Origin of the sequence: Microbacterium sp., from assembly GCF_052099035.1 — a bacterium.
GTDB lineage: Bacteria > Actinomycetota > Actinomycetes > Actinomycetales > Microbacteriaceae > Microbacterium.
Genome location: NZ_JBQDSX010000001.1, coordinates 23461 through 41713, shown reverse-complemented (window position 1 = coordinate 41713; position 18253 = coordinate 23461). Strand labels below are relative to the sequence as shown.

Here is an 18253-nt window from a genome sequence, read left to right as displayed (position 1 = left end):
CGTGCGTCTGAACGAGGTCAGATCTGGATCATGTCCTCGGGCGGGATGACGCTGATGGCCGCAGTCACGGCCTCGAGCCCCGACAGCCGTGCCGGAGACAACTGCTTGGTGACCTCTTCACGAGACATCAGCTCGGCCTCGACCACGAGGTCGGCGACGTTGCGGTTGGTCAGCAGCGCGGTCTTCGCGAGCGCCGCAGACGCTGCATAGCCGATGAACGGGGTGAGCGCGGTGATGACGCCGACCGACGCCCCCACCATCGCACCCAGACGGTCCTCATTGGCGGTGATGCCGTCGACGCAGTTGACGCGAAGCGTCCACATCGCCTGACGCATCCAGGTGATCGATTGGAAGATCGAGTGCGCGATGACCGGCTCGAAGGCATTCAGCTGCAGCTGCCCGCCCTCAACAGCCATCGTCACGGTCATGTCGGCACCGACGACCGAGAACGCAACCTGGTTCACGACCTCCGGGATGACCGGGTTCACCTTGCCCGGCATGATGCTGGAACCTGCCTGCTTGGCGGGGAGGTTGATCTCGCCGAGCCCCGCCTGCGGGCCCGAAGACAGCAGACGCAGGTCGTTGCAGATCTTCGAAAGCTTGATGGCATTGCGCTTCAGCGACGAGGAGAACGACATGAACGCACCGGTGTCGCTGGTCGATTCGACCAGGTCGGTCGCCGTCTCCAGCTCGAGTCCGGAGATCTCACGCAGGTGCTTGAGCACCGACGTCGAATAGTCGACGTGAGTGGTGATTCCGGTGCCGATCGCGGTGGCGCCCATGTTGATCTCGAACATGAGCTTGGCATTCTCGGCAAGACGCTCGTGATCCTCGCCCAGCGTCGTGGCGAAGCCATGGAACTCCTGGCCGAGCGTCATCGGCACAGCATCCTGCAGCTGTGTGCGCCCGACCTTCAGCACGTCGTGGAACTCGACGGCCTTTCCGAGGAAAGAGCGGCGCAGCAGGTCCAGTTCGTCCAGCAGCGAGCGCAGGTTCAGCGACAGCCCGATCTTGATCGCTGTCGGGTACACATCGTTGGTGGACTGGCTGCGGTTGGTGTGGTCGATCGGCGAGAGGAACGCGTAATCGCCCTTCTCGCGTCCAGCCATCTCGAGCGCGACGTTGGTGATGACCTCGTTGGCGTTCATGTTCGTCGAGGTACCAGCACCGCCCTGGATGACACCCACGGTGAACTGATCGTGGAACTCTCCGTCGATCACGCGCTGCGCTGCGGCGTCGATCATGTCAGCGCGTTCAGCGTCGAGGACGCCGATCTCCTTGTTCGCTCGCGCGCTGGCCTGCTTCACCATCGCGAGTCCGCGGATCATGTCCGGATAGACCGAGATCGGTCGCTTCGAGATCGGGAAATTAGCGTCGGCGCGGGCGGTGTGAATGCCCCAGTATGCGTCGGCGGGAATTTCCATGCTTCCCAGCGAATCGGTCTCAGTTCGGGTCGATGCGGGCGCGGCAGAAGCCATGTCACTTCCTTGTGGGTGGTGTGGCGGATGGATGTACGGGGGATGCATCCATCCTATGCCGCCCCACGATGCGGCGTCAGTGACCGATGACGATGATGAGAATTCCTGCGATGACAGCCAAAGCGCACATCACGAAGCATCCGTACGCTCCGACGAGCGCCACGCGCTTCTGCCCCTCGGTGAGAGGGCTCTTCTTCGCGGCCTTGGCCGCCTGCTTCGCAGCGCGGTTGGCCTGCTTATCGGTGAGGATCGTGATCGCATCCGTGAACTCGGCGGGCGATACAACAGGAATCCGCCCGGCGCGCACGAGCAGTCGAAGGCCGGTGGCGTAGAACGTGACGATGAGCACGGCACCGATGAGAGCCGCGAAGAAGACACTGACGAACGCCATCCAGTCGATCACGATGCTCATCGCTGCCCCTCTCGCTCATCGGTCTCTTCTTCGATCCCGTCCCACTCGGCGAGCTGCGCGCGTGCGCGACGGCTCTCGCTGAGCGTCTCCCACGTCTGCGCGGCCTTCTGCGCCTCGGCGAGCTTCCTGTTCGCGCGCTCTGCGGCCTTGCGTGCCGCCTTGACCTCGGCGCCGGAGCCGCCGTTCTTCTTGAGCTTGCGTGCTCGACGGCCCGCCTTCTCCGCTTCCTCGGCCTTGCGCTCAGCACGATCGAGGGCACGGAGAAGTTCGATCCGGGTCTGTCGGCGCGTGGGCGGGGGGACATCAGGATGCTCGACAGCATGGCCGGATTCGGCAACATCGCTCATCGCGTTCTCTGAGGTGACCGCGTTCTTACGCGAACGAAGGAAAAGACCGACGATGATGACGAGGGCCAGAACCGCATCGATCGCGACGCCCCAGCCACCGAGCCAGACCACCATGAGCGCGGCGAGAGCGCCGACCGTAGCAGCAGCGGGCAGTGTCAGCAGCCAGCCGATCGCAATGCGCCCCGCGGTCCGCCAGCGGACGGAGGAACCGCGACGGCCCAGACCGGAGCCGATGACCGAGCCCGATGCCACCTGTGTCGTCGACAGAGCAAAGCCGAGAGCGCTCGAGGCCAGGATCGTCGCCGCCGTCGAGCTCTCGGCCGCGAATCCCTGAGCGGGCTTGACCTCGGTGAGGCCCTTGCCGAGCGTGCGGATGATCCGCCAGCCGCCGAGATAGGTGCCGAGCGCGATCGTGACCGCACAGGCAACGATCACCCAGAGATGCGGGTCGGCGTGATCGGAGCTCTGCCAGCCGACGGTGATGAGCGCGAGTGTGATGACCCCCATGGTCTTCTGGGCATCGTTGGTGCCGTGAGCGAGCGCGACCAGGGATGACGTGAAGATCTGTCCCCATCGAAAGCCGGATCGCCCGTCGGGCTTGCCGTCGTATCGACGCGTGATCGAATAGGCGATCTTCGTCGCCGCGAACGCGATGATCCCTGCGGTGAGCGGCGCGATCAGTGCGGGCAGCACGATCTTGGACAGGACCATTCCGAAGTCGATACCGCCGAGGCCGACGCCGATGAGCGTCGCACCGATCAGACCACCGAAGAGAGCGTGCGAGGAACTGGAGGGCAGACCCAGCAGCCAGGTGAGCATGTTCCAAGTGATCGCGCCGATGAGCCCGGCGAAGATGACCGAGAGGAACAGCTGTGCACCCGACGCGAGAATGGCATCTTCATTGATGATGCCGTGGGAAACGGTCTTGGACACCTCTGTGGACAGGAAGGCCCCGACGAGGTTCAGACACGCTGCCAGCAGCACCGCGGTCTTGGGCTTGAGAGCACCGGTTGCGATGGGTGTTGCCATCGCATTCGCGGTGTCGTGGAACCCGTTCGTGAAGTCGAAGAACAGCGCCAGCAAGATGACCAGCACGACAATGAGGACTGCGGTTTCCACCGTTAGCTTTCGGTTGTCTGGAGAAGGGATGTGCCGACGTGATCGGCGTGACGAACGAAGAGTTCACCGTGGGTTTCGCTTCCGTTAACCGGCCCCGATTGATCCTCGCACCCTGCTCGGCTCCGGTCAACTCGACCTGAGCTACCGTGGAGCAGGTGACCACCGCACCTATTGCCGCACGCCGTACCTCTATCCGCACGCACCACGGCGACAGTTTCGCCGATCCCTACGAGTGGCTCCGCGAGAAGGACTCCCCGGAAGTGATCGCGCATCTCGAAGCGGAGAATGCGTACACCGACGCCGAGACCGCGCACCTCGAAGAACTGCGCGAGACGCTGTTCGGTGAGATCAAGAGCCGCGTGCAGGAGACGGACCTGTCCGTTCCATCCCGTCGTGGCCAGTGGTGGTACTACGGTCGCAGCGAGGAGGGCGCGCAGTACGGCATCCAGTGCCGCGCCGCGGCAGAGCCCGGCGACTGGACTCCCCCGACGCTCGAGCCGGGCGTCCCCGTCCCCGGGGAAGAGATCCTGCTCGACGGAAACGTAGAAGCTGAGCGACACGAGTTCTTCTCACTCGGTTCCTTCGATGTCTCCGACGATGCGACGAAGCTCCTGTGGGCACCCGACTACGAGGGCGACGAGCTGTACACGATCAAGGTGCGCGATCTCGTCACGGGTGAGGCTCTCGCCGACGAGATCCCGAACACCGGCGGCGGATTCTTCACCCCCGACGGCACCGCGATCGTCTACACGACTCGCGATGAGGCATGGCGTCCCGACACGCTCTGGCTGCACCGCCTCGGCACGCCAGTCGCTGAGGATGTTCGCCTGTTCCACGAGCCCGATGAGCGGTTCTGGCTGGGCGCCGGTGTGACCCGAAGCCGCCGCTATCTCGTGATCGGGGTGGGCTCGAGCATCACCAGCGAGGAGTACCTCGTCGACCTGCAGGGCGACATCACCGCAGAGCCGCAGCTCGTGTGGCCGCGGACCGAGGGCGTCGAGTACTCCGTCGAGCACGCGATCGTCGACGGCGAGGACCGGCTGTACATCCTCCACAACCAGGATGCTCTGGATTTCGAGCTCGTCTCCGTCTCGGCATCCGCCCCGCAGGGTGCGCGTCACGTGGTCATGCCGCATGAAGCCGGCCGGCGCATTCTCGACGTGGACTGCTTCCGCGACTATGCCGTCGTCGGGTTCCGTCGCGAGGGGCTGGAGCGGATCGGGCTGCTGGACTACCGAACGGATGCCGTCGAAGAACTCCGCTTCGACGAGCCGCTGTTCGCCGCGTGGCCGGCGGGCAACCCGGAGTGGCACGCCCCCTTCCTCCGCCTGACATACACGTCCTTCGTCACCCCCAGCACGGTCTACGACCTGGACCTCGCATCCCGGGAGCTCGTGCTGCGCAAGCGCCAGCCCGTGCTCGGCGGTTACGACCCGGCCGAATACGACCAGGAGCGCCGCTGGGCGACCGCACCCGACGGCACGCGGGTCCCGATCTCGCTGGTGTGGAAGAAGTCGTTCGGCGAGCCCGGCGCCGAGGTGCGTCCTGTGCATCTGTACGGCTACGGATCCTATGAGCACTCCATCGACCCCGGCTTCTCGGTCGCGCGGCTGTCAGAGCTCGATCGCGGGGTCGTATTCGCCGTGGCGCATGTGCGCGGTGGCGGCGAGCTGGGGCGCAATTGGTACGAAGACGGCAAGCTGCAGAACAAGCGCAACACCTTCACGGACTTCGTGGCGTGCGCCGAGCACCTCATCGCGACGGGTGTGACATCTGCCGAGCGGATGGTCGCCGAGGGCGGAAGCGCGGGCGGGCTGCTCATGGGAGCGGTCGCCAATCTCGCACCGTCGACGTTCGCCGGAATTCTCGCATCCGTTCCCTTCGTCGATGCCCTGACGTCGATCCTCGATCCCTCCCTGCCGCTGACGGTCATCGAGTGGGATGAGTGGGGAGACCCACTGCACGACCCCGAGGTCTACGCGTACATGAAGACGTACACGCCCTACGAGAACGTTCAGGAGGGCGTCACCTACCCGCGGATCCTGGCGATGACCTCGCTCAACGACACCCGCGTGCTCTACGTCGAGCCGGCGAAATGGGTGGCCGCGCTGCGGCACGTCGGCGCGCAGGACGTGCTACTGAAATGCGAGATGGCCGCCGGCCACGGTGGCGTGAGCGGACGTTACAACGCCTGGCGCGAGCGTTCGTTCGAGCTAGCCTGGATGCTGGACGCACTCGGCCTCGCCTGACGGGGTCAGCCGAAGAGTGCGGCAGCCTCGTCGTAGCGGTAGCGCGGAACGGTGTTGAGCTCGCCGAGAGCCTCTTCGAACGGCACGCGCACGATGTCGGTGCCCTTCATCGCCACCATCTGACCCCAGTCGCCCTCTACGATCGCGTCGGCGGCGTGCAGCCCCAGCCGGGTCGCGAGCACGCGGTCGAACGCCGACGGCGAACCGCCGCGCTGGATGTGACCGAGGATCGTCGCACGCGTCTCGATACCGGTCATCCGCTCGATCGCAGGGGCGAGCTGATCGCCGATGCCACCCAGGCGCGGACGGTTGAAAGCATCCAGGCCCTTGTCGCTGAACGCCTCATCCATGCCCTCGAGCTTGAACCCCTCGGAGACGACGACGAGAGGCGCGCGACCGCGGTCGTGGGCACTGGTGACCTGGGCGGCGATCTCATCAATCGACATCGGCACCTCGGGGATGCAGATGACGTGAGCTCCGGCCGCCATTCCAGCGTGGAGGGCGATCCATCCGACGTGGCGGCCCATGACCTCGGCGACCATGCAGCGCTGGTGCGAGTCGCCCGTCGTGCGGAGGCGATCCATCGCATCTGTGGCGATGTTCACCGCCGTGTCGAACCCGAACGAGTAGTCCGTGGCCCGCAGGTCGTTGTCAATCGTCTTGGGCACTCCGAGAACCTTGATGCCGTCCTTCGACAGCCGATCTGCGGCAGCAAGAGTCCCCTCACCACCGATTGCGATGATGCCGTCGATCTTGTGCCCGTACAGGGTCTTGGCGATGTTCTCCGCTCCGCCGCGCTCGCCCTCGTACGGGTTGGTGCGGCTGGTGCCGAGGATCGTCCCACCGACTTTCGACAGGCCCTTGACCTCGTGGCGGGTGAGAGGTGTGAAGTCGCCTTCGACGACGCCGCGCCAGCCGTCGCGGATACCGACGAACTCGAGATCGTAGGAGGTTGTGCCCTTCAGCACGACTCCGCGGATGACTGCGTTGAGGCCGGGGCAGTCGCCGCCGCTGGTGAGGATACCGATCTTCATGCTGATGCCTTCGGAGGTTGCGGGAAGTGGGGGAACCGGCGACGCTGCCTGTTCACGACACTAGTGGTCAAATACCCACCGATGCCATTCTTGCCAGCCTCACACCGCCGTTCAGTCGGAGAGCGCCTCGCGCAGCAGATGCATCAGCGCCGCCATCTGCACGGACTCGCTCGCGGTCTCCTCGACGGTTTCACCGTCAAGAGCGCGGGCAGCAAGCCCCTGCTTCTGATCGATGAGCTCTGCGATCTTCGTATCGATGGTGTGCGCGGCGATGATCCGCCACGCGGTGACCGGTTCGTCCTGGCCGATGCGGTGCACGCGGTCGATCGCCTGAGTCTGTTCGGCGGCCGTCCAGCTGAGTTCTGCGAGCACCACGTTCGACGCCGCCTGCAGGTTCAGGCCGACTCCGGCTGCCGTGAGCGAGCACACGGCCACGCCCACGCCCTCATCGCCGTTGAAGTCGTCGATCGCCTGCTGTCGTGCTGGCGTCGTCTGATCACCGCGAATCGAGACGTAGCGGATGCCGGAGGCGGCGAAGTGCGCCTCGGCCTGGTCCATGACATCGATGTGCTTGGCGAAGAAGACGACCTTGCCCACCGAACGCTGAAGCTGCGCCGCGTAATCCGCAGCGAGCACGGCCTTGGCCTGACCGATCTTGCGCACCATGGTGAACACGTTGTCCCCGCCTGTCCCGGCGGCCTTGGACTCTTCGAGCTCGTTGTGCGCGACGAGGCGCACGATGTCCTCGTCGATCTCGCCGGGCTCGAGCCCGCGATCGCCTCGGGCCTGCAGGATCCGACGGTACTTCGCCGCCAACCGCTCCCCCAGCTCGCGCTCGGCCTGGCGGATGCTGCGACCGAACTCGTCGTCCAGTTGCACGGGCAGGTCTGCGATCAGCTTGTCCGGCAGGTCGGCTGCGACATCCTTCTTCTTGCGGCGAACGATGCCCATCGAAATGACCGCTTCACGCGCCTCGGGATAGAACGCCTTGTCTGCCGGCGTGTGACCTGTGGCATCGAGCTTCTCCATGAGCTCAGCGCCCGGCTTGTCACCGGTCGTCCAGCCGAGGAAGCGCCAGATCGCGTCGAAGTCCTCGACGTCGTTGATCAGCGGAGTTCCGGTCAATGCCATCATCAGCGGATCGTGTGCGTGCTCGCGGACTCTGGATGCCAGTGCCAGCACGTTCTGCGAACGCTGCGACGAGAGGTTCTTGATGAAGTGCGCCTCGTCGACGACCATGCCCTGAAGCCCGATGGAGCCGAGCCAGGACAGGTGCCGATCGAGAATCTCGTAGTTCACGATGAACACATCGGCGAAGGCGTCGATGTCAGCACCGTCGCCCTGAATGACCGTCGCGCGGCGCTGCGGCGTCCACCGCTCGACCTCACGGGCCCAGTTCATCTTCACGACGTTCGGGACCACGACCAGCAGCGGGTAAGCATCGGCGATCGAGGCTGCGAGCACCGACTGCGCGGTCTTTCCCAGACCCGGCTCGTCCGCGAGCAGGAAGCTGCGGTGCCCGGCGCGCACGGACTCGAGGAATCGCGACTGGTGCACCATCACCTCGAGGCCCTTCGGCGAGATGTGGTCGTACTCCGGAACCGGCGGCAGCTCCATCGTCGCGGCAGATCCGCCCGCCCCCGTCTCGAAGGCCTTGTAGAGGGGGCCCATGAGCTCCCAGCCGTCGAGGCGTCGACGCGGCGTCGTCGTCACCCGCGGGGTGAGGTCCGGCGCGAGGAACGGGTTGGCGAGCTGGCGGGACTCCACAGACGGCGGGGTGACCTGACGTTCGGCGAGAGCCGCGGGAACCACCGGTTCCTGCACACGTGCCACATCGGTGATGATGAGCTCTTCAGGCGCGAGTTCGGCGCCGGATTCGAGCAGCCAGTCACGGCGCATGCGCTTGGCGACCGGGCTCGTGGCCTGGTCTGCCTCGAGCAGCTGGATCAGCGACGTGTCACGCGCTGCGGTCTTGGCGAGGATCGTCGCTACGCCGTCGAGCCGCTTGAGAAGCTCAGCCCGAGCGGAGTCGCTGAATGCCTCGTCGGTCTTGACGCGGGCACGCTCCTCGCGCACGAGGAACGCGATGACCTGGAACTTGACCCTGTTCGTCGGTCCGAGTTTGCCGCGCTGCGCTTTGGCCTCGATCTCGCGCACTTTGCGCGCAAGGATCGGGATCAGCGGGGCCTCTTCGTCACGACGAGACGTCTTCTTGCGCCGCGTTGCGGCGGTTGCCGTAGTCGGCATGCTCCTCCTGAGCGTGAGATACCGAGTCGCCATATCAGGCGATCGTGCCGTACGAATTGTCCGCGTGTGGCATGAGCCATGACCGTGCGGATCGAGATCTCGTGCTCAGCGAAGTGCGAACTGCGCACCCGCAACGTCGAGAACCACCATCATTCTAGAGCATCTGAGGCCAGAAGTGCGCGAGCCGAGTCGACATCGGCCCCCATCTGTGCCATGAGGGCGTCGATTCCCTCGAATGCGACCATGCCGCGCAGACGCTCGGTGAACTCCACCGTGACGTCATGACCGTATAGATCGAGGGCATCCTCATCGAGCACGTGCGCCTCGACCTGACGGACGAGCACGTCATCGAAAGTCGGATTGGTGCCGACCGATACAGCCGCCGGATAGCGGATCCCGGTGTCGTGGTCGTGGAGCCAACCGGCGTACACCCCATCGGCGGGAACGAACGCATCGACGGTCTCAGCAAGATTGGCGGTCGGGAATCCCAGCTCGCGTCCGCGCTTGAGTCCGTGGACGACCTCGCCGCGCACATCGACCGGTCGACCGAGCACCTTTGCTGCCGCAGCGACATCGCCTTCGGAAAGCAGTTCGCGGATCCAGCTGGACGAGACGCGCCGTTCGATCCCTTCGATGTACACATCATCGACCACGTCGACGGTGAATCCGCGGTCGGGTCCCAGCTCGCGGAGCAGGTCGGGTGTGCCGGCCCCTCGGTGCCCGAATCGGAAGTCTTGTCCGACGAGCACAGTCGACACGTGGAGCGACCCGACGAGAATGTCATCGACGAACGCCTCAGGCGTCTGAGAGGCAAGCTCCTGATCGAAGGTCAGCAGCAGGGTCGCGTCGAGGTCCAGTTCACTCAGCAGCTCGAGTTTGCGGTCCACGGACACGACATTCTCGGGGCAGAGTTCGGGACGCAGCAGCGCCAGCGGGTTGCGATCGAAGGTCACGGCGACCGCACGGGCTCCGGATGCCGCAGCATCCGCTTTGAGTCGCTCGATCACGGCCCTGTGCCCGGCGTGCAGGCCGTCGAACTTGCCGATGGCGACAGCCGAGGGTCCGAAGTCGGCCGGGACCTCGCTCGGATCGCGGAAGACGATCATACGGTCACCTCGTGGCGCTCCGGGCTCGGGAGCGTGCTCACGGGCCGATGCGTAAGAAGCCACCAGATGCCGAACACCGGCAGCACCAGCGGAATGAACAGATACCCGCGGCCGAACACCGACCACACCGAGTCATGCTGGAACAGAGCGGGAATCGCCAGACTCAGAGTTCCGATGATGATCACTCCGGCGAACTCGAACACGATGGCCACCCAGGCGATCGTGTACCACCCGCGGCGACGTGCGAAGACCAGCCCCAGCGTGGCGACGATGTAGACGACGGCAGCCAGAGCGGACAGCGAGTATGCGAGCGGTGCTTCGTCGAACTTCCGAACGATCTGCACGAAGCTGCGACCGGTGGCCGCGAGTGCCATCACGGCGTACACGATGACGAGAATGCGGCCGATGCCGGTCATTCGATTGCGGGTTTCGGTGGTGCTCATAGCGTCTTCCATCCTAAGTGCGCTGGAGCGGGGCGGATGCAGCCCGTCACCCGACCTGGATCGTCCAGATCACTTCCATGCGCCACAGCATGATGGCCACGGCGAAGCCGAGAAGACCGAGGATGACGGTACTCCACCGGCTGCGCTCGAGCAGCGCCCAGAACACTCCCCCGATCGGGACGAGCACCGCAGAAACCAGATACACCCAGAACTCCAGCAGGTCACCGCTGGGCGGATTGCCCGCGAAGGGCGCGACGATGGCGACGACGACCTGAACGATCAGCAGAAGCTCCACCAGCGCCAGCGCGCCGACCGTGTAGTCGCTCGGACGTCGCCCCATCAGCCCCGCGATGACGGCGAAGATCCCCGCAGCGACAGCCACCCCGATCTGAACGAACGTGAACCACAGAATCATCGCGTCTCCCCCGGCATGTTCATCGCGCTCTTCAGATCAGCACCACGGCGCTCGAGAATTCCCACGAGAGCGCCGTCCGGGTCGACGGCCGCGGCGAGCGACTCGTGCAGCTGGTCGCCGCGCCCCCTCAGCCATTTGCCGTGGCGCAGGTCGCGCGCGTCATCGGCAGAGACATCGAGCCGCTGGAGCACACGCGTCGCCGCAGCCGCCGGGGTGAGCGTGCGGGCGCCGTCCAGATCATCGACCTCGACTGCATCCGCAACTTCGAAGGGGCCCACTCGAGTACGACGCAGTGCCGTCAGGTGTCCGCCGATACCCAGGCTCTCGCCCAGATCACGCGCGAGCGCACGGATATACGTGCCGGACGAGCAGTCGACCCAGACATCGAGATCGCGAACGCCGTCCGCACGGCGTTCGGCGAGCACGTCGAAGCGGGAGACCGTGACCGCGCGGGCCTTCAGCTCGACCTCTTCACCGGCGCGCACACGGTCGTAGGCGCGCCGCCCGTCGACCTTGATCGCAGAGACAGCGCTGGGAACCTGCGAGATGTCCCCGGTGAGCGCAGCAATGCCCTCGGTGATCTGCAGCGGGGTGATGGCGTCCACGGCATCCGCATTAGCGTGTGCGGTGACTTCGCCCTCCGCATCGTCCGTCGTCGTCGCCTGCCCCAACCGAATCGTGGCGAGATAGGTCTTGTCGGCGCCGACCATGTAGGTGAGCAGCCTGGTCGCACCCTCGATGCCGAGGACGAGCAGCCCCGTCGCCATCGGGTCGAGCGTGCCGGCATGTCCGACCTTGCGTGTGCCGAACGCGCGACGCGTCCGCGCGACGACGTCATGACTGGTCAGCCCACCGGGCTTATCGACGAGGAGGATGCCAGGTTCGACCATCCCTCCAGCCTACCGAGGCCTGCACCGTCGCTCTGCCGAATAGGCTGTCGGGGTGGCCCTGAACTCCTCCTCCGACTCCTTCTCGCAGGAGCTGACGGACTGGTACGCGACGCACGCACGCGATCTGCCATGGCGCCGCCGGGAGTTCGATGAGCAGTACGGTGCGTGGGGCACGCTGGTGAGTGAGTTCATGCTGCAGCAGACTCCGGTCTCGCGTGTCATCCCGCACCTGGAAGCCTGGTTGGATCGGTGGCCGACGCCCACGGCGATGGCGGACGCGACACCGGCACAGGTCGTGCATCAGTGGGCGAATCTCGGTTACCCCAGACGTGCTCTCTGGCTGTACAGGTCCGCCATCGAGATCGCCGAGCGTCATGGTGGAACGGTTCCGCGCGATGTCGATGCGCTGCTCGCGCTCTCCGGTATCGGTGACTACACCGCACGCGCTGTCGCGACGTTCGCCTACGGCGACCGGCATCCCGTCGTCGATACCAATACGCGCCGCGTGATCGCACGAGCACTGGAGGGCAGGTCGCAGCCGGGACCGGCCAGTCGCCGCGACCTGACCGCGATGTCGGCTCTGCTCCCGGAAGATGTCTCAGAGTCCGCCGTGTTCAACGCAGCCATGATGGAACTCGGCGCGACGGTCTGCACCGCCCGCGCACCGCACTGCGAACGCTGTCCGATCGCTCAGCGTTGCGCATGGATCGCGTCTGGCCGCCCCGACACCGGCGATACCAGGCCACGCCAGGCCCGCTATGCGGGCTCTGATCGGCAGGCACGAGGTGCCGTGCTCAAGATGCTGCGGGATGCTGCCACGCACGAACTGCCCGCAGAGGCGGTGACCCCCGACTGGGCCGATCCCGCCCAGCGGGATCGTGCGATCGATTCCCTCGTCGCCGACGGACTCGTCGAGGCGGTCGACGGGATGCTCCGACTCCCCCGATGAGGATGCGGACAGCAGTTCGTCAGAGGTGCTGTCCTGTCCGGTGAGCGAGCACCGTCAGCTCGACTCTGTTGCGGACTCCGAGCACGCTGAAGAGCTTGCTGACGTGCACTTCGACGGTGCGCACCGAGATGTCGAGCTCCCCTGCGATCTCGCTGTTCGTCAGCCCCTCAGCGACACGCATGGCGACTTCGAGTTCCCGGTCGGTGAGGATCTCGGACCAGGCGACTCGGCTGTTCTGGAGAGGATCCGTGACGCCGACCACGTGTATCGGCGCGGTGGCGATTCCGCTCATCGCCTGCATCTGGGCCATGAGCCTGTCCAGGCGCATATCGATGACATCGCGCCAGGCCAGCGCTCCGGAATCCTCGAACAGGCTGCGTGCCGCGCGCAAATGCCGTCGCCCGCCCGCCAGATCTTCGTGGACGATGCTCACCGTGGCCAGCATCGCCTCGACGCGGCCGCGGCAGAACGATGAACTGAGACTTCGTCCCGCATCGGCGATCGCGTCGCGCTCCCGTCGCCATGACGTTTCCGGAATCGCTCGGATGCGGTGTCTGAGCGCCGTCGCTTCGGTGAGTTCCGGGGGCTCGATCCGGGTTCGTACGATGACCGGGCCGACCTCGTCGAGGCCAGGGACCGAGAGCGCCAGCTCCGGCGCCCCACGATCGTGCCACAGCCTCAGATCGGTCGCGGCCTGCTCATGGGCACCATCCAGGTACGCGCGCAGGCCGTGGTCGACGAGTCGGTCGATGCGCATGCCGCTCGGAAGCGTCTCCGAGAGCACCTGAGGCAGCACACCGGGCGCGCCCAGGGCTGTGATGTCGAGCCGGTGTGCGAGCACGGTTCCGAGACCCGCGAAGGGCACAGCGACCGGAAGGTCGATGGATGCCGTGGACAGCCGCTCGCGCGCAGCATCCACGTCGCCTCTCCAGAAGTGCAAGAGCGTCTCGGTGACGGCGAGGTAGGCATCCACGAGCGGGCTGCGCTCGAACCCCGACACCAGCGGATCCGTCTCGTCTACCAGGCCGGACCGAGCCCTGGCGAGCATCTGCAGACCGCCGGCGATGTCTCCGTCGACGGCAGCGGACAGAGCACCGACGACGCCGCCGGAGTACGGGCCCCGCGAACGCATCGGCACGGCGTCCGCGTCGCCGGTCAGCATCCAGCACATCGCAACCGCCGATTCCTGAATCGCTCCACCCGCGTCAGCGCGCCGATCCGCATCGCGCAACTCCGTCAACCAGACGCGCATCGCGGGCACGTCGCCCCGCTCCGCGCACATCACTGCGGCGATGCCCGCTGTGCGCGCCCAGAAGAACCATTGGCGGGTGTCAACCGCTGTCGGGCGAAGTTCGGCCGGGTCGAGCACCGGCACCGCACCACGAGCACAGGTCTCGGCGATGAGCATGCTCGTCAGGGCGCGTCTTCTGCACGCGCGATCACCGTGCGGAAACAGGCCCCTCAGCCACTTCGCGGCGTCGTCAAAGCATCCGGCAGCGACCGCGGAGACCCCGGCCATCAGGCATGCCTCATCACGTGCGGCGCCTGTGGCGTGATCTGCGGCCTCTACCGCCACTTCGAATGCCGATTCCGGGCTGCCTGCGACGTTGAGCTCACGTGCCATTGATGTGAGCATCGGGGCAAGATCCGCCTCGCGCTCCACGGCACCGCGGGCCTGATGCCAGGCGGCTCGCACCCGATCGTCGCGCTTCTCATGGACCCGCAGCAGTCGAGCGTGTGCACGCGTCGTGTCGAGCCCTGCGACGGTCTCCCGCACCCAGATCGCCATTCGTGCATCGATGAAGCGATACCGGCCGTGCGAAATGGCGAGGTGCTCGCCGACGGGTCCCGTCAGAAGGCTGAGAGGACTGCGCTGGGATGCATCCACCAGCAGATCGAGCTTGTTGTCCGTGCACAGCGCCGCGAGAAGCAGAACGAATCGATCGTCGGCATCAAGATCAAGCTGTTCGAATGCCGCGGAGATCGACGGCACGAGGGGCAGTGGCTTCGGCAGCATCCGCTGACCGCTGCGCTGGAGGGGACTGATCTGCGCGGCTGTCTCTCGAGCGGTTCCGGCATCCGCGTTGAGCCGCCGCAGCAGCTTCGCCACGACGTGCGGCGCCGTCGGCAATCCCTCGGTCAGCAGATCAGCAGCAACCTGGGAGACGAGCTCTCGCTCGTCGGTCGTACGGGCTTGCACCGGCAGTTCGTCCTGCAGAGCCGTCGTCACCAGATCGTTTCTCCCGCGTTCGCGACCCGCGTTGACGGGCCGACAATAGCGATCAGATTATCAAGCGAATCGAATCTCGGCTACTGCTCGTCCTCGTTCAGCTCCGGGCGGTACGGGTCCGCATCGCCGGCATGAGTTGCCGAAGAGGCGAGCTTCGCGACTTCAGCATCCCGCTCCTGCGCCTGGCGCAGGAGAGCCGAGATGTTGTCGGCGTTCTCGGGAAGAGCATCCGGAATGAATTCCAGGGTCGGGATGAGGCGTGTGCTCAGCTGGCGCCCGACCTCGCTGCGGAGCATCCCCGTCGCCGACGCGAGGGCCTCGCCGCTGGAGATGCGCTCCTCATCCGTGCCGAGGACGGTGTAGAACACGGAGGCGTTCTGCAGGTCACCGGTGACGCGGACGTCCGTGATGGTGACGAAGCCGAGACGCGGGTCGCGCAGCCCCTTCTCCAGTCGCTCAGCCAAGATGACGCGGATGCGGTCAGCCAGACGTGCCTGTCGTTCTCCAGCCATTTTCTCTTCTTCTCTCGTGTGACGAATGAGGGGCGCCCGCAGGCGCCCCTCACAATCGATCAGATCAGCCGCGAGGCTTCTCGACCATCTCAGTGGTCTCGATCTCATCGCCGATCTGGATGTCGTTGAACTTGCCGAGTCCGATACCGGCCTCGTAGTCCGTGCGCACCTCGGTGACGTCATCCTTGAAGCGGCGCAGCGACTCGATGGCCAGGCCATCGGCGAGCACGACTCCGTCGCGGATGATGCGTGCCTTGGCGTTGCGCGTGATCGTTCCCGAGCGGACGATGACACCGGCGATGTTGCCGAACTTCGAGGAGCGGAACACCTCGCGGATCTCGGCGACACCGGACTGGATCTCTTCGAACTCCGGCTTGAGCATGCCCTTGAGGGAGCTCTCGATCTCGTCGATCGCCGCGTAGATGACCGAGTAGAACCGGACATCCACGCCCTCACGCGCCGCAGCCTCACGGGCCTTGGGGTCAGGGCGGACGTTGAAGCCCACGATGATCGCGTTATCGATCGTCGCCAGGTTCACATCCGACTCGGTGACCGCACCCACACCGCGGTGGATGATGCGCAACTGCACAGTGTCGTCCACCTCGATCTTGAGGAGCGACTCCTCCAGCGCCTCGACGGCACCGGAGACGTCACCCTTGATGATGAGGTTGAGCGTCTCGACCTTGCCCTCTTCGAGTGCACGGGTGAAGTCCTCGAGCGAGATGCGCTTGCGAGCCTTGGCCAGCAGAGCGTTGCGCTCGACGGCCTCACGCTTCTCAGCGATCTGGCGCGCCATGCGGTCTTCTTCGGTGACGATGAAGACGTCGCCGGCTCGTGGCACGGAGTTCAGACCCTGCACCTGCACCGGACGGGAGGGCCATGCCTCTTCGACAGCGTCGCCGTTCTCATCGAGCATCGCCCGAACACGACCGTAAGCGGTTCCGGCAACGATCGAGTCGCCGACGCGGAGCGTTCCGGACTGGATGAGCACGGTGGCGATCGAGCCGCGACCCTTGTCGAGCTTGGCCTCGATGGCAACGCCACGAGCAGCCTTGTTCGGGTTGGCCGTCAGGTCAAGGCCAGCATCGGCGACGAGCAGGACAGCATCCAGCAGTTCCTGGATACCGGTGCCCTGACGAGCCGAAACGTCGACGAACATGACGTCTCCGCCATACTCCTCTGCGACCAGACCGTACTCGGTCAGCTGCTGACGCACCTTCGCCGGGTTGGCCTCGGGCTTGTCGACCTTATTCACTGCGACCACGATCGGCACGTTCGCCGCCTGTGCGTGGTTCAGCGCCTCGACCGTCTGCGGCATGATGCCGTCGTCGGCTGCGACCACGAGGATCGCGAGGTCGGTGACCTGCGCACCACGGGCACGCATGGCGGTGAACGCCTCGTGACCGGGGGTGTCGATGAACGTGATGGCGCGCTCGATGCCCTCGTGCTCGGTCCAGACCTGGTAGGCACCGATGTGCTGGGTGATGCCGCCGGCCTCACCCTCGATCACGTTGGTCTGTCGGATCGCGTCGAGCAGTCGGGTCTTACCGTGATCGACGTGGCCCATGACGGTGACCACAGGAGGACGGATCTCGAGATCGTCTTCGCTCTCGGCCTCGAGTTCCTTATCGAGGTCGAGACCGAAGCCCTCGAGGAGCTCCTTGTCCTCGTCCTCGGGCGAGACCATCTGAATCTTGTAGCCGAGCTCCTCGCCCAGCACCTCGAAGGTCGCCTCGTCCAGCGACTCGGTGGCCGTAGCCATCTCGCCGAGGTTGAAGAGGATCGTAACCAGGGTTCCTGGCTGCACGGTGTAACCGGTCAGCGCCTCGATCTTGTCCGCGAAGTCTGCGATCGACGCACCGCGGCGCATGCGGATCGTCTCACCGTTGCCGCGGGTGACGTTGACGCCACCGACGACCGGAGCCGACCGCATTTCAAATTCTTGCCGCTTCGCCCTACGCGACTTGCGCTGCTTGGACTTGCCGCCTCCCTTTCCGAAGGCGCCAGCGGTACCACCACCGGGTCCACGGCCACGGCCACCGCCGCCACCGGGGCGACCGGCGAAGCCGCCGCCCGGACGTCCACCGGGGCCGCCGCCTGCACCAGGGCCGCCGCCGGGACGGCCGGGGCCGCCGGAGCGCTGCTGGAACGGTGCACCGGGACGACCGCCCTGGCCACCGCGAGGTGCACCGGGACGAGGCGATCCGGGACGAGGGGCACCCGGACGCGGAGCACCGGGACGCGGTGCCTGCGGACGGGGAATGTTACCGGGCGTCGGACGCTGGCCCATGCCCTGCGCAGATGCGAACGGGTTGTTACCCGGACGGGGACCTGCCGGACGCTGGCCCATGCCCTGCGCGGATGAGAACGGGTTGTTGCCCGGACGCGGGGCACCGGGCTTCGGTGCTGACGCGTCTGCAGACTTGTCCGCCGACGGTGTCGGCTCTTCTGCCGGTGCAGCGGGGGCCTCAGCCACCGGTGCCGGTGCGGGCTCTGCGGGAGCCGCCTCTGCAGGCTTCTCCTCTGGAGCGGGCTTCGGGCCCGGCTTCGGTCCGGGTGTCGGGGCCTTGGGACCAGGCTTGGCCGCAGCCGGTTTGGCAGCGGGCTTCTCCTCGGTCTTCGGCTTGATCGCATCGTCTGCTGCGATGGCAGCACGAAGCTTGCGAGCCACCGGGGGCTCGATCGTTGACGAGGGGCTCTTGACGAATTCGCCGAGCTCCTTCAGCTTCGCGAGTGCGACCTTGCTATCAACGCCGAGTTCGGCAGCAATCTCGTGTACGCGTGGTTTGGCAGCCACAATTCTCCTGTCTGGGTCGGTCTGC

At 65.8% G+C, this 18253-nt stretch carries 14 protein-coding genes; 2 read left to right on the top strand and 12 right to left on the bottom strand.

The annotated features are described in order from the left end of the window. Nucleotides 1-17 precede the first annotated feature (17 nt). The 3 genes from ACTIAO_RS00185 to ACTIAO_RS00175 all read right to left on the bottom strand — a co-directional run bounded on the left by ACTIAO_RS00185 (nt 18) and on the right by ACTIAO_RS00175 (nt 3356). Nucleotides 18-1478: an aspartate ammonia-lyase gene (locus ACTIAO_RS00185; RefSeq protein WP_441904328.1), complete on the bottom strand. Its 1461-nt coding sequence runs from the start codon at nt 1476-1478 to the stop codon at nt 18-20. A 76-nt stretch (nt 1479-1554) separates the two neighbouring features. After that, nucleotides 1555-1890 (bottom strand): peptidase, encoded by a 336-nt coding sequence (locus ACTIAO_RS00180; protein ID WP_441904327.1) that lies wholly within the window; start codon nt 1888-1890, stop codon nt 1555-1557. After that, complete coding sequence (locus tag ACTIAO_RS00175; RefSeq protein ID WP_441904326.1) at nt 1887-3356, bottom strand: anion permease; 1470 nt, start codon at nt 3354-3356, stop codon at nt 1887-1889. The genes ACTIAO_RS00180 and ACTIAO_RS00175 overlap by 4 nt, the downstream gene beginning before the upstream one ends. Before the next feature lie 155 nt (nt 3357-3511). Here ACTIAO_RS00175 and ACTIAO_RS00170 point away from each other — a divergent pair, with 155 nt between their 5' ends. Beyond that, nucleotides 3512-5605, top strand: a complete 2094-nt coding sequence (locus ACTIAO_RS00170; RefSeq protein WP_441904325.1) for a S9 family peptidase — start codon at nt 3512-3514, stop codon at nt 5603-5605. Between the two features lie 5 nt (nt 5606-5610). Here ACTIAO_RS00170 and ACTIAO_RS00165 read toward each other — a convergent pair whose 3' ends face one another. The 6 genes from ACTIAO_RS00165 to truB form a co-directional block, all read right to left on the bottom strand. Continuing rightward, nucleotides 5611-6639 (bottom strand): 6-phosphofructokinase, encoded by a 1029-nt coding sequence (locus ACTIAO_RS00165; protein ID WP_441904324.1) that lies wholly within the window; start codon nt 6637-6639, stop codon nt 5611-5613. Between the two features lie 111 nt (nt 6640-6750). Next, nucleotides 6751-8886 carry a DEAD/DEAH box helicase gene (locus ACTIAO_RS00160; protein ID WP_441904323.1) on the bottom strand — a complete coding sequence of 712 codons (2136 nt, stop codon included), beginning with the start codon at nt 8884-8886 and terminating at the stop codon, nt 6751-6753. A 149-nt stretch (nt 8887-9035) separates the two neighbouring features. Beyond that, nucleotides 9036-9992 (bottom strand): bifunctional riboflavin kinase/FAD synthetase, encoded by a 957-nt coding sequence (locus ACTIAO_RS00155; RefSeq protein ID WP_441904322.1) that lies wholly within the window; start codon nt 9990-9992, stop codon nt 9036-9038. Continuing rightward, on the bottom strand, nt 9989-10435 hold the full coding sequence (locus ACTIAO_RS00150; protein WP_441904321.1) for a hypothetical protein: 447 nt from the start codon (nt 10433-10435) through the stop codon (nt 9989-9991). The genes ACTIAO_RS00155 and ACTIAO_RS00150 overlap by 4 nt, the downstream gene beginning before the upstream one ends. A gap of 46 nt (nt 10436-10481) precedes the next feature. Beyond that, nucleotides 10482-10850: a hypothetical protein gene (locus tag ACTIAO_RS00145; protein ID WP_441904320.1), complete on the bottom strand. Its 369-nt coding sequence runs from the start codon at nt 10848-10850 to the stop codon at nt 10482-10484. Then, complete coding sequence (truB, locus tag ACTIAO_RS00140; protein WP_441904319.1) at nt 10847-11740, bottom strand: tRNA pseudouridine(55) synthase TruB; 894 nt, start codon at nt 11738-11740, stop codon at nt 10847-10849. Before truB ends, ACTIAO_RS00145 begins: the two co-directional genes overlap by 4 nt. Before the next feature lie 52 nt (nt 11741-11792). Between truB and ACTIAO_RS00135 the strand changes: the two genes are divergently transcribed. Continuing rightward, nucleotides 11793-12689 carry an A/G-specific adenine glycosylase gene (locus ACTIAO_RS00135; protein ID WP_441904318.1) on the top strand — a complete coding sequence of 299 codons (897 nt, stop codon included), beginning with the start codon at nt 11793-11795 and terminating at the stop codon, nt 12687-12689. 19 nt (nt 12690-12708) lie between these two features. Here the strand turns inward: ACTIAO_RS00135 and ACTIAO_RS00130 are convergent, their stop codons facing one another. From ACTIAO_RS00130 to infB, 3 genes are all read right to left on the bottom strand, one after another. Then, entirely contained in the window at nt 12709-14919 is a 2211-nt protein-coding gene (locus ACTIAO_RS00130; protein WP_441904317.1) for a response regulator transcription factor, read from the bottom strand. Between the two features lie 80 nt (nt 14920-14999). Next, nucleotides 15000-15431 (bottom strand): 30S ribosome-binding factor RbfA, encoded by a 432-nt coding sequence (gene rbfA / locus ACTIAO_RS00125; protein ID WP_441904316.1) that lies wholly within the window; start codon nt 15429-15431, stop codon nt 15000-15002. A gap of 64 nt (nt 15432-15495) precedes the next feature. Then, a complete protein-coding gene (gene infB, locus ACTIAO_RS00120; RefSeq protein WP_441904315.1) occupies nt 15496-18228 on the bottom strand; it encodes a translation initiation factor IF-2 in 2733 nt (910 codons plus the stop codon). Between the last annotated feature and the right edge of the window lie 25 nt (nt 18229-18253).

Coding starts and splice junctions, on each gene's coding strand:
- ACTIAO_RS00185 (WP_441904328.1), bottom strand. CDS start 1,478: ATGGCTTCTGCCGCGCCCGCATCGACCCGAACTGAGACCGATTCGCTG.
- ACTIAO_RS00180 (WP_441904327.1), bottom strand. CDS start 1,890: ATGAGCATCGTGATCGACTGGATGGCGTTCGTCAGTGTCTTCTTCGCG.
- ACTIAO_RS00165 (WP_441904324.1), bottom strand. CDS start 6,639: ATGAAGATCGGTATCCTCACCAGCGGCGGCGACTGCCCCGGCCTCAAC.
- ACTIAO_RS00160 (WP_441904323.1), bottom strand. CDS start 8,886: ATGCCGACTACGGCAACCGCCGCAACGCGGCGCAAGAAGACGTCTCGT.
- ACTIAO_RS00155 (WP_441904322.1), bottom strand. CDS start 9,992: ATGATCGTCTTCCGCGATCCGAGCGAGGTCCCGGCCGACTTCGGACCC.
- ACTIAO_RS00150 (WP_441904321.1), bottom strand. CDS start 10,435: ATGAGCACCACCGAAACCCGCAATCGAATGACCGGCATCGGCCGCATT.
- ACTIAO_RS00145 (WP_441904320.1), bottom strand. CDS start 10,850: ATGATTCTGTGGTTCACGTTCGTTCAGATCGGGGTGGCTGTCGCTGCG.
- truB (WP_441904319.1), bottom strand. CDS start 11,740: ATGGTCGAACCTGGCATCCTCCTCGTCGATAAGCCCGGTGGGCTGACC.
- rbfA (WP_441904316.1), bottom strand. CDS start 15,431: ATGGCTGGAGAACGACAGGCACGTCTGGCTGACCGCATCCGCGTCATC.